The sequence below is a fragment of the Haloimpatiens massiliensis genome (assembly GCF_900184255.1).
GTDB classification, from domain to species: Bacteria; Bacillota; Clostridia; order Clostridiales; family Clostridiaceae; genus Haloimpatiens; species Haloimpatiens massiliensis.
Map to the genome: position 1 here is coordinate 474529 of NZ_LT854639.1, position 16646 is coordinate 491174.

The 16646-nt window shown below is 32.2% G+C and carries 10 protein-coding genes and 1 other RNA gene; 3 read left to right on the forward strand and 8 right to left on the reverse strand.

Going from position 1 to position 16646, the window contains the following annotated elements; genetic code table 11:
- Positions 1 to 668: 668 nt before the first annotated feature.
- From C1715_RS07480 to rnr, 4 genes are all read right to left on the reverse strand, one after another.
- Positions 669 to 1637 (reverse strand): tyrosine-type recombinase/integrase, encoded by a 969-nt coding sequence (locus tag C1715_RS07480; RefSeq protein WP_102399883.1) that lies wholly within the window; start codon positions 1635 to 1637, stop codon positions 669 to 671.
- Between the two features lie 115 nt (positions 1638 to 1752).
- Positions 1753 to 2106, reverse strand: a transfer-messenger RNA (tmRNA) gene (ssrA, locus tag C1715_RS07485).
- A 275-nt stretch (positions 2107 to 2381) separates the two neighbouring features.
- A complete protein-coding gene (smpB, locus tag C1715_RS07490) occupies positions 2382 to 2852 on the reverse strand; it encodes an SsrA-binding protein SmpB (RefSeq protein ID WP_102399884.1) in 471 nt (156 codons plus the stop codon).
- A 1228-nt stretch (positions 2853 to 4080) separates the two neighbouring features.
- The gene (gene rnr, locus C1715_RS07495; protein ID WP_102399885.1) at positions 4081 to 6291 is read right to left on the reverse strand and encodes a ribonuclease R; all 2211 of its coding nucleotides are present in this window, start codon (positions 6289 to 6291) and stop codon (positions 4081 to 4083) included.
- A 651-nt stretch (positions 6292 to 6942) separates the two neighbouring features.
- Between rnr and C1715_RS07500 the strand changes: the two genes are divergently transcribed.
- The 3 genes from C1715_RS07500 to C1715_RS07510 all read left to right on the forward strand — a co-directional run bounded on the left by C1715_RS07500 (position 6943) and on the right by C1715_RS07510 (position 10522).
- Positions 6943 to 8538 carry an ABC transporter substrate-binding protein gene (locus C1715_RS07500; protein WP_102399886.1) on the forward strand — a complete coding sequence of 532 codons (1596 nt, stop codon included), beginning with the start codon at positions 6943 to 6945 and terminating at the stop codon, positions 8536 to 8538.
- Between the two features lie 182 nt (positions 8539 to 8720).
- Positions 8721 to 9674 carry an ABC transporter permease gene (locus C1715_RS07505; RefSeq protein WP_102399887.1) on the forward strand — a complete coding sequence of 318 codons (954 nt, stop codon included), beginning with the start codon at positions 8721 to 8723 and terminating at the stop codon, positions 9672 to 9674.
- Positions 9674 to 10522 (forward strand): ABC transporter permease, encoded by an 849-nt coding sequence (locus tag C1715_RS07510; RefSeq protein WP_102399888.1) that lies wholly within the window; start codon positions 9674 to 9676, stop codon positions 10520 to 10522. Before C1715_RS07505 ends, C1715_RS07510 begins: the two co-directional genes overlap by 1 nt.
- Positions 10523 to 10577: 55 nt before the next feature.
- Here the strand turns inward: C1715_RS07510 and C1715_RS07515 are convergent, their stop codons facing one another.
- From C1715_RS07515 to gpmI, 4 genes are all read right to left on the reverse strand, one after another.
- On the reverse strand, positions 10578 to 12608 hold the full coding sequence (locus C1715_RS07515; protein ID WP_102399889.1) for a sodium-translocating pyrophosphatase: 2031 nt from the start codon (positions 12606 to 12608) through the stop codon (positions 10578 to 10580).
- A gap of 24 nt (positions 12609 to 12632) precedes the next feature.
- Complete coding sequence (gene secG, locus C1715_RS07520; RefSeq protein WP_242971918.1) at positions 12633 to 12842, reverse strand: preprotein translocase subunit SecG; 210 nt, start codon at positions 12840 to 12842, stop codon at positions 12633 to 12635.
- 313 nt (positions 12843 to 13155) lie between these two features.
- A complete protein-coding gene (gene eno / locus C1715_RS07525) occupies positions 13156 to 14457 on the reverse strand; it encodes a phosphopyruvate hydratase (RefSeq protein ID WP_102399891.1) in 1302 nt (433 codons plus the stop codon).
- Positions 14458 to 14852: 395 nt separating this feature from the next.
- Positions 14853 to 16385, reverse strand: coding sequence for a 2,3-bisphosphoglycerate-independent phosphoglycerate mutase (gpmI, locus tag C1715_RS07530; protein WP_102399892.1), 1533 nt, complete (start codon positions 16383 to 16385; stop codon positions 14853 to 14855).
- Between the last annotated feature and the right edge of the window lie 261 nt (positions 16386 to 16646).

Here is a 16646-nt window from a genome sequence, read left to right on the forward strand (position 1 = left end):
CAATAACTTCTACGGATTCATTCTTATTGAATGGGTGTTGGGTTTTTACATGGATTGAACCCTAAGGAATTGACCTTAAAACAAACATGGGAGAAGATAGCAGGAGTGCTATTGGGGAATGAGGATTTAGCTATGTCCCCTTTACTTCATTGGATGGCTAAATTATAAATAGGTTAATACTCATTAAATAGAATCTCCGTTATATAGCACTTAGTAATTAAGCATTGGTTAGCAAGCCCCTTAGTTAATACATAGAATCTTGACGGATTCAGATACTTTAGAAATTAATTTAAGCAATAGGTAATTGCTGAGTGATAACGAAGCAGATAAGTATTAAAACTCCTCTTAATAAAACCTGTCTTATAATAGTTTAACAAGTTAATTAATACTAATGGGACTATTCTTTTAAATAGGAGGGGGATGTCTAAAATTCTTCCCTTTTCTGTTGTTGGTATGAATGAATGGAAAATTTACGGATTTGTATTCAAGGAAAGTCCTATTTTTCCCACTATAAAATCAACACAATTCCCCTCTAGAATGAGTATTCCTAATGGTTTTACAAATGTCAATATATGTCACCAAAACTCTGTCTATATATAGTAACAGCAATAGTAAAAAAGTGGTGAGGAAATAAAATCCTTAACCACTCTTTTTTATGGCTTTTTGTGCTATAAATCAGATAAAGTATCTTTTTGTATAGCCTTATGTAAATCATTTATGCTGTTATGATAGTATGCCATGGTTATTTCTAAAGAAGAATGTCCCGCTATTCTACAGACATCTAATGGATTACTTCCATTTTTTATCATGTTAGTTAATGCTGTATGCCTTAACTTATGGGGCGAGGTACTTTTATCCAAACCTGCCTTCTTTCCATACTCTATTAGTTGACTCTTAATATGAGATAAAGCTACTTTGCTATGTGATACACTTGATAAAAACAAATACTCGCTATTAACATCATTAGCAATTTCCACTAGCTTCTTAACATATGGTTGTAACTTATTGTTCAATGGTACAATCCTTTGAGTCCTGTTCTTTGCAGTTTCTCCGTTTATGATGATGTACTTATACTTTAAATTCACATCTTTAACCCTTATATTCACAGTTTCATTTACCCTTGTACCTACGGATAGCATGAGAAGTATTATAACGTAATCCCTTAATCCTGCGTATGAAGTCATGTTTATTACCTTGAGTAACTTTTTTATATCACTTTGAGTTAAAGGTTGTTTTTCATTCTTAACTTCCCTAACCTTTTTTACTCTTTCATTGATTCTATCCTTAACAAATCCTTCATCTTCTAAAAAGGCTAGATATACCTTTAAATAGCGTATTCTGATATTGGTAGTGTTAGGACTTACCTTCTCCAACATAAACGAAATATACCCTCTTATCAGCGTTATATCATATCGAATTTGGGTGTCCGAATAATACTCAGAAATATAGTTATTCATGTAAAGAAATGCCCTGTCATAATCATACAAAGTCCTTGTAGACAGGTTTTGTGACCTCTTACAGATGATAAAATCTTTCTGTTTTTCAATAAAGTCCTGTACGGAGAAGTATTCTGCTGTTACCTCGTTATCAAACCCTATCGGAGTAACATTTTTTGTTAATTGTAGTCTTTTAGCCATTTTAACACCTCAAATAAAAAAGATTACAGGTATCGGACACAGAAGAATTTCTTCCGAATCGAACTAGTAATCTTAATCATTAAAGTGCTATAAACCATTGATAACACTATGTATTTGGTGGAGGCGAGGGGAATCGAACCCCTGTCCGAAAGCCGCATCCCCTGAGCATCTCCGAGTGCAGTCCTTATTTTAAAATTCCCTCTTCCAAACGCCTAAGGACAGGCTTTTGGTTTTGGTAGCTTCATAATTTCCGTTCCCTACTCAAAGCTTTGTAGGGCTCGTTTCCCCGCTGTCGACGCCAGACCCTAAGTCGCGGGACTCTTAGGCTGACGAGCAACTATACTAAGCTGCTAATGCTAAATTATCGTTTTCGTTTATATTTAAATCCATAGTTTTTTAACGCGGGCCCATGGGTCCCTCGACTCGCTTCCCAGGAGCTACGTACCCCCGTCGAAACCATTACGCCCCCATGATAATTTACATTGAACAATAAACATTTAAAATAAGCAATTACTGCCCAAAATGTATAATCTACTGTTTATAGTACAAATGTATTGCATAGGAACGCCACCGATATTTAGTTTTCAAAATGTAAACATAACTTAGACTTTACTATAAACAAAATGTATCTATTATTATACACCTATATATAGCACATTGTCAAAATCATGATACGTTATTATAATACAATACATATGATAATTAATCAAGTATAAATACTTGTAAAAAGCAATTACATTATGCCTATACTCTCATTCTTTCTTTCATCTGTCTATCAATATCTCTTTTGGCAGCTTTTTCAAGCATAGCATCTCTTTTATCGTAGTTTTTCTTACCTTTTGCCACTGCTAAGCTTACCTTTACCATACCATTTTTTAAATATAAAGATAATGGTACTAGTGTGTATCCCTTTTGGCTCGTAAATCCTGTTAATTTAAGAATTTCACTTTTGTGAAGAAGTAGTTTTCTATCTCTTAGTGGATCTTTATTAAATATGTTTCCCTTTTCGTAGGGGCTTACATGCATATTTACTACAAATACTTCTCCATTTCTTATATCAGCATAGCTATCCTTTAAATTAGCTTTTCCTTCTCTTATGGATTTAACCTCAGTTCCTACTAATTCTATTCCAGCTTCATAAGTTTCTTCTATAAAATAATCATGTCTTGCTTTTCTATTTTCTGCTAAGGTTTTTGTTCCTTTTGCTTTAGGCATATATATCTCACCCCTAAAATTTTAATTGCCTTATGTCACTTTATGTGAACAAAGCATTTGTATATATTTAGTCTATCATATAGTATATCATTTTGTAATACACTTTTCAATTAGCACAACATAAGAATATTGTAAAGCAATACATTGAAGAAAAATCTGATTTTAATTCCGTAATAAATGTGTAATTTGGGACTGTTCACAATACGCCAAGAACTTCTAAATGTCCCACAGTTAAAGACCCTAAAGCTTTCAAACTCTCTCGTTCCTCGTTCAAACATGAAAGCTTCTTAACGTGTCTTTAACTGTGAGACATAAGAAGTTCTAAGGCTAGTTCAATAGTCCCAAATTCCACATTTATTACTACATTAAAATCAGATTTTTAGTTTAATATGTATGTGGTTTGAGAGGAGAGCCCTACTAAAGGATGATTTTTCTCCGCTTCGCTATGGAAAATCTTTAATTTATAAAAAAAGCACTCATAATATTTTTTAGGCGTAGCCTTTCGTTTAATCTACAATCCTAGTTACTAATAATATTTTAACTAATTGTGAGATATAATTAGTCACTTTCATTAGATACTAGTAACTGCCACATTATCAAAATATTAGATAAAATTCAATATATTTTGCCGTAAGGCATTGACTTGTATAAATCTTAAATTTGTAGGGTAGACCAGGTAAGAGCTCTTACTTTTTACCTATTACTTATCTACAATTTCTTATTTGTCTAACAATTAAAGTTATATATTCTTATATATAAATCCTAATTATGCCTATGTATTTAGGCTGGCTACCGCCAATAAAAGATTTTTAAAGCGCTTAAAAAAAGTTATAACTATTCCATTTAATGAAATAGTTATAGCTTTTTTGCTATCTCATTTATTTAATTAAAGATTTTCCGTAACATAGTGGAGGAAAATCATCCTTTAGTTAGCTGTCTCTCTCCTTTGATAGCTTATGTACGAACCGAAAAATCTGTCTTTAAGGTAACAATAAATATATTTTTTTAGACTATTGAGCTAGCCTTAGAAATTCTTTGTTTTCAAATTTCAATACCCGTTAAGAAGCTTTCATGTTTGAGCGCCGTTAGAAGCGAGTTTGAAAGCTTTAGGGTGTTAAAATTTGAAAACATTAGAATTTCTTGGCGTATTGCGAACAGTATAATAAAATATATTTATTGTGGACTTAAAGACAGATTTTTCTTGCAGCACTTGCTTCGTAATTTATTCTTACTCTTCGCTTTCGAGATCTTCTAGTGATATTATTTTATATTCATAAGATTGTATAGCCTCTTCTTTAGACTCTGTTGACTCTTCATCAGGCTTTTCTTCCTTTAATAATTTAAAGTTCACTTCATAGGCATCTAAGTCTACACTTTCTACTTTAATCTTTACCTTATTGCCTAATCTATAGGTGTTTTTGGTTCTTTCACCTATTAAACAAAGATGTTTTTCATCATAAATATAATAGTCATCATCTAATGTACTTATGTGAACAAGGCCTTCTACAGTATTGGGAAGCTCTACAAACATTCCAAAATTTGTTACGGAAGAAATTATACCATCATATTCTTCTCCAATTCTTTCACTCATGTATTCAGCTTTCTTTAAATCGTCTACTTCTCTTTCTGCTTCATCTGCTATTCTTTCTCTTTCAGAAGATTGGATAGATGCATAATCTACGGCTTTTACCAAATTATTAGTTTTCTTTTCATCTAATCTTCCATTTATAAATTCCTTTATAATCCTATGAATTATAAGGTCTGGATATCTTCTTATTGGAGATGTAAAGTGACAGTAGTATTTAGCTGCCAAACCAAAGTGACCTATACATTCAGGTGAATATCTAGCTTGCTTTAGGGAACGAAGTAAAAGTGTGTTTATAACAACTTCTTCATCCTTGCCTTTTACCTGTTCTATTACACCTTGAAGCATTTTAGGATGTACTTCATTAGACCACCTTATAGCTACCCCTAAGTTATGAGCAAATTCACTAAAGTGCATTAATTTTTCTTCATCTGGGTCTTCATGCACTCTATATACAAATGGAGTATTAGCCCAGAACATGTGCTCAGCCACTGTTTCATTACAAACTAACATAAATTCCTCTATAATTCTATTAGCTATGGCTCTTTCGTATGGTTTAATGTCTATAGGTTTGCCCTGTGGATTTAATATTATCTTACATTCCTCAAAGTCAAAGTCTATAGCTCCTCTTTTTAATCTCTTATTGTAAAGTATATTGCAAAGTTCTTCCATAGCCTTAAAATCTTCTACTAAATAATCATACTTTTCCGTAAGCTCTTTATCCTTATCTCTAAGTATTTTGGTTACATCAGTGTATGTCATTCTTTCATCTGTTTTAATTATACTTTCTACTATTTCATAACTAACAACTTTTCCATCCTTGTTTATTTCCATTAAACAGCTCAAAGTTAATCTATCTTCTCTTGGATTTAAACTACATATACCATTAGATAGCTTCTTAGGAAGCATCGGAATTACTCTGTCTATTAAATAAACAGATGTAGCTCTTTTCAAAGCTTCCTTATCTAACGGAGAATTTTCCTTTGCATAATGAGAAACATCCGCTATATGTACTCCTAAATAATAGTTTCCATTTTCTAGTTTAGCTATAGAAACTGCATCATCTAAATCTTTAGCATCTTCTCCATCTATGGTTACCATTCTTACATTTCTAAGGTCTTTTCTTCTCTTATATTCTCCTTCTGGTATCTCTGTTTCTATATTATCTGTATACTTAAGCACTTTTGGTGGAAAATCCTCTGGCAATTTATATTTCTTTATTATAGACAATATATCAATGCCCTTTTCACCTTTTTTACCTAGTATTTCTACCACTCTACCTTCTGGATTTCTTCTAGGCTCTGGCCATTGAGTAATTTCTATGATTACTATGTCACCACCTTTAGCACTATTTTTTTCTCCTTTTGGAATAAATACATCTTGTATTATTCTCTTGTCGTGTGGAATTACAAATCCAAAATTTCTACTGTCTTCATAAGTTCCTATTATAGTTGAATTAGCTCTTTCTAATATCCTTATAATTTCTCCTTCACATTTTTTATTTTCTGCTTTTTCTTTTGTTATTTTTACCATTACTCTATCGCCATTCATGGCGCCATTCATATTAGATGAAGATACAAAAACATCTGGACCTTCTTCATCGGTTATAACAAATCCATATCCCCTAGCATGACTTTGAAGTTTCCCAGGCAATAATCCCATTTTATCTGGAAGTCCATAATGCTCTGTTCTAGTTTTAACTATCTGACCATCCTTCTCCATACTTTTTAAAGTGCTTTTAAAGGCTTTTATTTCTTTTTTGCCTATACCAAACACCTTAGCTAATTCTGTTATATCCATTGGTTTATATGCTTTTTCCTTCATAAAGGAAAGAATAATTTCTCTTATATTCATAATTATCGTCACCTTATATAGCTAAAATCCGCATGTAAAATTAATTTATAATATTGTCCATAATTCGCAATATGCCATTATATATTAAATATAATATCAAATTCGAAAATTTAATTAATGAACAATTTAGGGGAATCTTTAAATTTACATATTAGTAATTTAAGAATTAAGATTATCTTTTACATTGAATTTTAGTAAATTAGTAACTTCTCCTCCTCCCAACTATTTTTATTACTTAGTATATCTTTCTACTAAAATATGTAATTATTTATTATTGTAGATAGTATCCTTATAAATTATATTATTTCAAAAACAATATTTATTATTCTCATATTACCATTATACTACATACATTGCCATAGATTTCTTTATACATTAACATTTTGCAAGTACAATTACATTTATATACTTTAAAAATATTTATATTTCATATTTTTTATTATAATAATTTTGAAATTTAAAATGTTCTAATATATTAGGAATAATTTTACTTATATTTTGCAAAATATGATTTATTTATACATTTTTACTATAGATACCGTAGTATTCATACAAATTTTCTATAATGTGTTTTTCATATTGATAAATTTTGCCACCTAATCTATAATGAATTTCGGGTTAAACCGACATTTATTATAGGGGGGAAGCTAAATGAAAAAGAAGAAATTACTAAGTCTTCTTCTTGCAGTTACTTGTAGTTTAGGTCTTGTAGCTTGTGGAAATTCTACAGCTAACAAAGATTCAAAAACTACTACTGCTAAAGAAGAAAAAATCAAAGACGGTGGAACTATGGTTTTTGCCTTTGGTAGTGATCCGACAAAACTAAATCCATTTTATCAAGATAACAGAGTAACTTTTACTGTTAACAATGCTTTATTTAGTCCACTATTTATTATGGATAGCAATGAAACTAGATATTATTTAGCAGAAAAAGTTGAAGAATCTGCTGATAAAATGACTTATAAAATTAAGCTAAAAGACAATCTTAAATGGCACGATGGAAAGAAAATAACAGTTGATGACATTATATTCTCTATAAATACTATATGGGATGAAAAACAATGTATAGGCGATAGAGAAGGTTTCTTAATTGGCGGCAAAAAATTCGAAATGAAAAAAGTAGATGATTTAAACTTAGAAATTAAATTACCTCAAGTTTATATGCCTTTTAAAGGAGTTATTGGCGGGTTACGTCCAATTCCGAAACACGTTTATGAAAGTGAAAAAGACTTAGCTAAATCAGAGAAAAATAATAAACCAGTTGGTTCAGGTCCTTATAAATTTAAAGAATGGAAAAAAGGCGATCACTTAACTCTAGAAAGATTTAATGACTATTTTGGTGGAAAACCTCATGTAGAGCAAATAGTTTATAAAATATCTGCTGATAAAAATAGTGGTTCTATAGCTTTTGAAAATGGTGAAATAAATGCAACTTATTTAACTGAGAAAAAATTCAATGCTTATTCAAAAGATGATAAGTATAAAACTTATAAGTTTGATGAATCTATGCCGGAATATATGGTATTTAACTTTGAAAATAAACTTCTAGGTAAAAAAGAAGTTAGACAAGCTATAAGTTACGCCATAAATAGACAAGATTTATTAAAAAGTATATTTGAAAATATAGAAAATGCTAAACCAGCTTATTCTGTATTCCCACCAAGCACTTTATATTACACAGATAAAGTTGAACATTATGATTACAATATAGAAAAAGCTAAAGATTTAATGAAAAATGCCAATGTAGAAAAAGCAACTTTAAAATTTGGATATATAGCTGGAAGCGAAAAGGATGTAAATCAATTTAACGTTATTAAGGAAAACTTAAAAGCTATAGGAATAGACGTTAAACCAGTACCACTTGAACAACAAGCATTTTTCTCTCAAGTATTCGGAGAAACTCCTAAAACTTTTGATTTGACTTTAAATGCTTATGTTTGTGGTACAGAACCTGATGCTTATTCCGGATTATTTGCAAAAGGTGGCGCTATGAACTGGAGCGGCTACTCTAATCCTGAATTAGACGAACTATGGAAAACAGCTGCTATAGAAACTAATGAAGCTAAAAGAAAAGAAATGTACGAAACTATTCAAAAGAAATTAGCTGAAGATGCCGTTCAATACAATATAGATTACTCTACTTCAATGATAGGCGTAAGTGCAAATATAGGTGGAGTAGAAAAAGCTAAAACAGTTCCAATATATATGTTTGAAGATTTATCTAAATTGTATTTTATTGAAAAATAATATAAGATAAATGAATCCAACGCAACATCATATATAATAGTTATATTACAAATACATTATGTTCATAAACAGATTATAAATTAAGGGGCATGCTTGGCTTAACATCCATTCATGCCTTTTATTATAAGAAAATTAATTGAAAAAATTGCACTCCTTACATGTGCGTTAAAGGTTGGTGTCTTATGAAAAAATACATATTTAAAAGAATTTTACAAGCTATACCAATGTTATTTGTCATCACTATAATTTCCTTTGCTCTTATGAACTTTGCTCCTGGCAACCCTGCTCATGCTTTTATAACCCCGAAAATGAATTCCAAACAAGTGGCTAAAATAAAGGAAGAATTAGGACTAAATGATCCTGTACCTATAAGATATGTAAAATGGCTAAAAAATTGTACTAGAGGAAACTTCGGATACTCCTATATAACTCACGAACCTGTGTTAAAAGAAATGGGTGCCCGCCTTCCTACTACTCTAGGTCTTATGGGCATAACCATGCTTATATCTGTACTTATATCTATTCCTTTAGGCATGGTTTCAGCACTTAAAAAAAATTCAAAAATTGATAATATTATCACGGGTATTTCATATGTAGGTATATCTATCCCTAGTTTTTGGTTTGCTATGCTTATTATTATTCTTTTCTCTAGCAAACTAAAATTCTTACCTTCCTCAGGTATGAGAAGCATAGGAGTGGATACTACCCTAGATTTAATTAAACACAGTATAATGCCTTGCGCTGTGCTATGTTTTCCAAATATAGCTGTACTCACAAGATATATACGTTCTAGTGCTTTGACACAGTTAAAAGAAGATTATATAATAACTGCTTTAAGTAAGGGACTTTCTACCAGAGCTGTACTATATAAACATGTTTTTAAAAACTCCATTCTTCCTTTAATAACTATACTGGGCATGAGTCTCCCAGAGCTTGTTTCAGGAGCCTTTATCACAGAAACTATATTTGGTTGGCCAGGCATGGGAAGATTCGGCGTAGAAGCCATATTTAATAGAGATTACCCTGTTATCATGGCTATGACTCTTATATCTTCTTCACTGCTTATTTTAGGAAACTTAATTTCGGATATTTTATATGGAATTGTTGATCCAAGAATTAGGGTGGTGGATAAATAATGAAAAATAGACTTTTTATAAATTTAAAAATACATTTTAAAAAGAACAAATTGGCTTTAATTTCTTCTATTATACTAGGAATAATTATATTGAGTTCCCTTTTAGCTTTTTTATCTCCTTACGATCCAAATAAGATAAATGTTTCAAATAAATTGGCCTCTCCTAGCATTCAACATATATTTGGCACTGATGAACTTGGAAGAGATTACTTTACAAGAGCTCTTTATGGTGGAAGAATATCTCTTAAGGTTGGATTCTTATCAATGTTGGTATCTATCTCACTTGGTACTATAATAGGTGTTATAAGTGGATATTTAGGAGGACTAGTTGATAGTTTGATTATGAGGATTATAGATGTCCTTATGTGTATTCCTACCTTTTTTCTTATATTAATAGCTAATGCCTATCTAGAGCCAAATATAAACAATATAATTGCTATAATTGGCCTCTTTGGTTGGATGGGAGTTGCTAGAGTAGTACGTTCCGAAACTTTATCTTATAAGCAGAGAGAATACGTTTTATGTTCTAAATCTTTAGGTGCAAGTAATTTTCACATAATTTTTAAACACATTATACCAGATGTTATTTCTTCTGTAATAGTCATGTCTACCTTGAATATAGCAGGAGCCATACTTACAGAATCCTCTTTAAGTTTCCTAGGACTTGGTGTTCAACAACCCATGGCTTCTTGGGGCAGTATGCTGCAAAATGCACAAGGTTATATAACAGATAAACCTCATATGGCTATATTCCCTGGAATGTTTATTTTACTTACAGTGCTTAGTTTTAATGTATTAGGCGATACTCTTAGAATTACCCTAGATCCTAAAATCGACCAAGAAATTTAATAAAGCAAAATAATAGAAATAAAAAAGCGCACTAGACAGTGCGCTTTTTTTTATTCTATTTAAGAAGATTTAATAATATTCCACCATATTCAACTATTACTGGAGCAAATACTAATGAAACTATTGTCATAAGTTTTATTAATATGTTCATAGCTGGGCCTGATGTATCCTTGAATGGGTCTCCTACAGTGTCACCAACAACTGCTGCTTTATGAGCGTTGCTTCCTTTTCCACCATGTGCTCCACCTTCAATATACTTCTTAGCATTATCCCATGCACCACCAGAGTTAGCCATAAATATAGCCATAAGAACTCCTGTTGCAACAGCTCCACCTATTAATCCACCTAAAGCTTCTGGTCCTAATAATAAACCTATTAATAGAGGAACTACTATAGCAAGTATTCCTGGTAATAACATCTCTTTTAATGCTGCTCCTGTTGATATATCAACACAACTCTTATAATCAGGTGTTCCCTTACCTTCCATGATTCCTGGAATTGTTTTAAATTGTCTTCTAACTTCTTCTATCATTTGGTTAGCTGCTTTACCAACTGATTCCATTGTTAAAGCACCAAATAGGAATGGAAGCATTGCACCTATTAATAATCCAGTAAGTGTTACTGGGTTTAATAAGTCTATACCTTCTAATTCAACAGATTGTGCATAAGATGCAAATAATCCAAGAGCTGTAAGAGCTGCTGAACCTATTGCAAATCCTTTACCTATAGCTGCAGTAGTGTTACCAACTGAGTCTAGTTTGTCAGTTATTTCTCTTACTTCATGAGGAAGTCCTGACATTTCAGCTATACCACCAGCATTGTCTGCTATTGGTCCATATGCGTCAACTGCAACAGTTATACCTGTAGTTGAAAGCATACCTACAGCTGCTAAAGATATACCGTATAATCCGTGAGCTACTTCAGTTGCTCCACCCATTATAAAGAATGAAACTAGAACCCCAATACCTATAAGGATTATTGGTAATACAGTAGAGTACATACCTACTGCTAATCCTGATATTATTGTAGTAGCTGCACCTGTTTCTGATTGCATACCAATTTTCTTAACAGATTTGTATTCATCTGAAGTATACATTTCTGTTATTTTACCTATTAACATACCTACTAGCAATCCTGCTGTTATAGCAGCAAAAGCTTTTAAGTTTCCAAATACATAGTTACTTAATACAAAAGCTACGATTATAACTAGAACACCACTTATAGTTGTTCCTGTATTTAAAGCCTTTTGTGGGTTTGAAGACTTACTCTTTCTAGCTATTAAAATACCTACGATTGAAGCTACGATTCCTATTGATGATAATAACATTGGGAATAATATAGCTCCTTTTTCAATATTAACTTTTCCAACAAATAATGCTCCAAGAGTTAAAGCTGAAATTATAGAACCTACATAAGATTCAAATAAGTCTGCTCCCATACCAGCAACGTCACCAACGTTATCACCAACGTTATCTGCTATAACTGCTGGATTTCTTGGGTCATCTTCTGGTATTCCTGCTTCTACTTTACCAACAAGGTCTGCTCCAACATCTGCTGCTTTAGTGTATATTCCACCACCAACACGCGCAAATAGAGCTATTGAGCTGGCTCCTAGTCCAAAACCTGTTAAGAATTTAGTATTTCCACCAAATACCATGTATAATACGCTTAATCCTATTATTCCAAGACCAACAACTGACATTCCCATAACTGCTCCACCAGAGAATGCAATTTCAAGGGCTTTTGATTGTCCATTTCTAGCTGCATTAGCAGTTCTTACATTTGCCTTAGTAGCAACCTTCATTCCGAAGTAACCTGCTAATATTGAGAATATAGCTCCTACTACAAAGCATACAGCTGTTTCCCAACCAATGGCAAATACTATAAGTAAAAATACTATTACTATAAATATTGATAATGACTTATACTCTCTTCCTAAGAAAGCCATAGCACCTTCATGTATGTAACCTGCAATTTCCTTCATTCTATCAGTACCAGCTTCTTCTTTAGATATAGCGGCGCTTAGAATAAAAGCAAATACTAGTGCTAAAATACCTGCAATAGCTGCATAAATATTAGTATTCAATTCTTATTCCTCCTATATTAAATTTTATTTTATTATATTTATTGCCATCGTTACAACAGCAAATAATATGCTTGAAATTACCGTAATTCTAGCCAAAACTTTATCTGATGTTCTCACATTATGTTTTGCATAGAAAGTATCTTGACTTGGTGCTGCAAAATTATTAAAACCATCTGCTTTACTTGGTTGCATTATTACTGATACTATAATTGCAATTGAAAAAATCACTTGCATAGCAACTAATAGTTTTTGCATAGCTTCACCTCCCCGTGTGATAAAACACATGACTATTTTAGCACACCCCACATAAAATTACAATAACAATAAAGGGGTACCTTATGTGCCCCTTTATTCTCTTATACATTTTACAATTATATCACAAAATACAATATTTATTCAATATAAATTACCATTTTTTTATCCAATAAGTATCTATTAAACTACTACCTACTTTATAAAAATAACAGATAGTATTAGATATACTTATAGATAAATAACGTTCTTTTAAGCTACACTCACAGATAAGCAGAATTCTTTTAAACTATGATTATCTATTTATATTGTAGAATGCCTTTATTCCTCTGTATTCTCCCATTTCGCATAATTCTTCTTCTATTCTTAATAATTGATTGTATTTAGCAACTCTTTCACTTCTTGAAGGAGCTCCTGTTTTAATTTGTCCTGCATTAACAGCTACAACTAAATCAGCTATAGTAGTATCTTCAGTTTCTCCAGATCTGTGAGATACAACTGCTGTATATCCAGCTCTTTCAGCCATTTCTATAGCATTTAATGTTTCTGTTAATGTTCCTATTTGGTTAAGCTTTATAAGTATTGAGTTAGCTGTCTTTCTTTCTATACCCATTTTTAATCTTTCAGTATTTGTAACAAATAGGTCATCTCCAACTAACTGAATTTTATTGCCAAGTTTTTCAGTCATAAGCTTCCAACCATCCCAGTCTTCTTCTGCCATACCGTCTTCTATAGAGATTATTGGATATTTTTCTACTAAATTAGCATAGAATTCAACCATTTCAGCTGGAGTTAATGTCTTACCTTCACCTTTTAATTCATACATGTTTGATTCTGTATTAAAGAACTCAGATGATGCTGGGTCTAAAGCTATGAATAAATCTTTTCCTGGTTCGTATCCTGCAGCTTTTATAGCTTCTATTATAACTTCTATAGCTTCTTCATTACTATTTAGATTTGGAGCGAATCCACCTTCATCACCAACACCAGTTGCTAATCCTTTTTTATTTAATATTGATTTTAAAGCATGGAATGTTTCTGAGCACATTCTTAATGCTTGTGAAAAACTTTCAGCTCCTACAGGCATTATCATAAATTCTTGTAAGTCCACGTTGTTATCAGCATGAGATCCACCATTGATTATGTTCATCATTGGAACTGGTAAAACTTTACCATTAACTCCTCCGATATATTGATATAAACTTAATCCTAAAGATTCAGCAGCTGCTCTAGCACATGCTAAAGAAACTCCAAGCATTGCATTTGCACCTAATTTTCCTTTATTGTTTGTTCCGTCAAGTTCTATCATAGCTTTATCTATAGCTACTTGGTCTAAAACATTCATTCCAACTAATTCATCAGCTATTAGTGTATTTACATTTTCTACTGCTTTTAAAACACCTTTTCCAAGGTAAACTTCTTTATCTCCATCTCTTAATTCTACTGCTTCAAATATACCAGTTGAAGCTCCTGATGGAACTGCTGCTCTTCCTACTATACCATCTTCTAATGTAACTTCTACTTCTACTGTTGGGTTTGATCTTGAATCCAATATTTGTCTTGCATAAACATCAATGATTTCAATATAATTTTTCATTTAATTATCCCTCCGCTTTTTTAATTAATAATTAACAATTGATACATTAGTTAATCCACTAATAATCTCAATACTAATTATTATTATATATAATTTTTTTACTGACTTATTATTTACTTAGTTATTATTTACCTAGTTACTATTTATTATTAGTGCTTAATTTATATACAGTGCTCGTACTCATTCTTATCCCTAGTCACCAATCACCATTTTTAAAGTTTAGGTAATAATTAGGCTCTAGTTTTTATTTAAATTTGTAGATTTTTTTAGCGTAGCTAAAAAAAATCCTCCTCCTCTAGCCCTCTAGCCCACTGGCACCCTAACACCCTAACACTCTAAATACGGTCCACTGGCACCCTGACACACTAACACTCTAAATACGGCCCTCTAGCACACTAAATAAGCGTTTCTCCTGTCATTTCTTCTGGCTTTGGAAGTCCCATTTCCTTAAGGATAGTTGGTGCTATATCTGCTAATTTTCCACCATTCCTTAAAGTTTTACTAGAAGAATTATTAGACACATACAAAAATGGTACTGGTCCTGTAGTGTGAGCTGTCATAGGTTTTCCTGTAGAGTAATCTATCATTTGCTCTGAATTACCATGGTCTGCAGTTATAAACACTGTACCATTTTTATCCAAAATTTTATTGACTACTTTGCCTATACATTCATCCACTGCTTCTATAGCCTTCTTAGCAGCATCAAAAACCCCTGTATGACCTACCATATCTGGGTTTGCGTAGTTTAATATTATAAGATCATATTTATCTTCATCTAATCTTTTTAATAGTTCTTCTGTAACTTCATAAGCACTCATTTCTGGCTTTAAGTCATAAGTTGCGACCTTTGGTGAAGGTATAAGTGCTCTATCTTCACCTTTATTAGGTTCTTCAACTCCTCCATTAAAAAAGAAGGTTACATGAGCATATTTTTCTGTTTCAGCTATTCTTAATTGTTTTTTACCTAAAGAACTCACATACTCTCCAAGAGTGTTCTTTATGATTTGTGGTTTATATGCAATTTTTACATTTTCTATGGTTTTATCATATTGAGTCATACATACAAAATGTAAATCTAAAGTCTCTCTATTGAAACCATCAAATTTTTTGTCATTTATAGCTCTTGTCAATTCTCTAGCTCTATCTGGTCTAAAATTAAAGAATATAACTGAGTCTTCATTTTTAATAGTAGCTGTAGGCTCTCCTCCTTCTAATATCACTGTAGGAAGAACAAACTCATCGGTTTTATTGTCATTATAGGATTTTTCAATTGCCTCTACTGCGCTATTAGCCTCTTCACCTTTACCTAAAACCAATGCATTATAAGCAAGTTCTACTCTTTCCCATCTATTGTCTCTATCCATAGCATAATATCTTCCAGCTACTGTAGCTAATTTTCCCATGCCAATTTTATTGCAATATTCCTGAATTTCTTCTATGTACTCTTTTGCAGAAGATGGTGGTACATCACGCCCATCTAAGAATCCATGAATATAGACCTTATTCAATCCTTTATTCTTTGCAAGATTTAATAGTCCTTTTAAATGTTCTATGTGAGAATGAACTCCCCCGTCGGATAGTAAACCCATTAAATGTAATGAAGAATTTTTTTCTTTTACATTATCCATAGCCCATAAAAAAGCCTCATTTTGTTCAAACTTTCCTTCTTGGCTTTCTTTAGTTATTCTAGTAAGTTCTTGATATACTGTTCTACCAGCTCCTATATTCAAGTGTCCAACTTCTGAGTTACCCATTTGTCCCTCTGGAAGTCCAACACTTAAGCCACTGGCATTTAGCTGGGTGTGAGGGTAGTTATTGTATAACGTATCGTAATTTGGCTTATTGGCAGCCTTTACTGCATTGCCATCTTCTTTATCTGAAATTCCGTATCCATCTAATATCATTAACATAACTGGCTTTTTTTCCATTTGAACACCCCTTTTCTTTAGAGGGCTAGGGGGCTAGAGGACTAGAGGGCTAGTTTTTATCCTAGCTTTTTGCTCTAGTCTCCGTGTCCCATTACACCCCGATTTTTTGTTGGCTAGTTGGCGGAAAAGCTTGCTTTTCCTGCCAACTAAACTATAATTAAAGATTTTCCGTAGCATCGCGAAGGAAAATCCTCCTCCTCTAGCACACTGGCAAACTAGCACACTAACACCTGACCCACTAGCACACTAGAACTCTAGCAC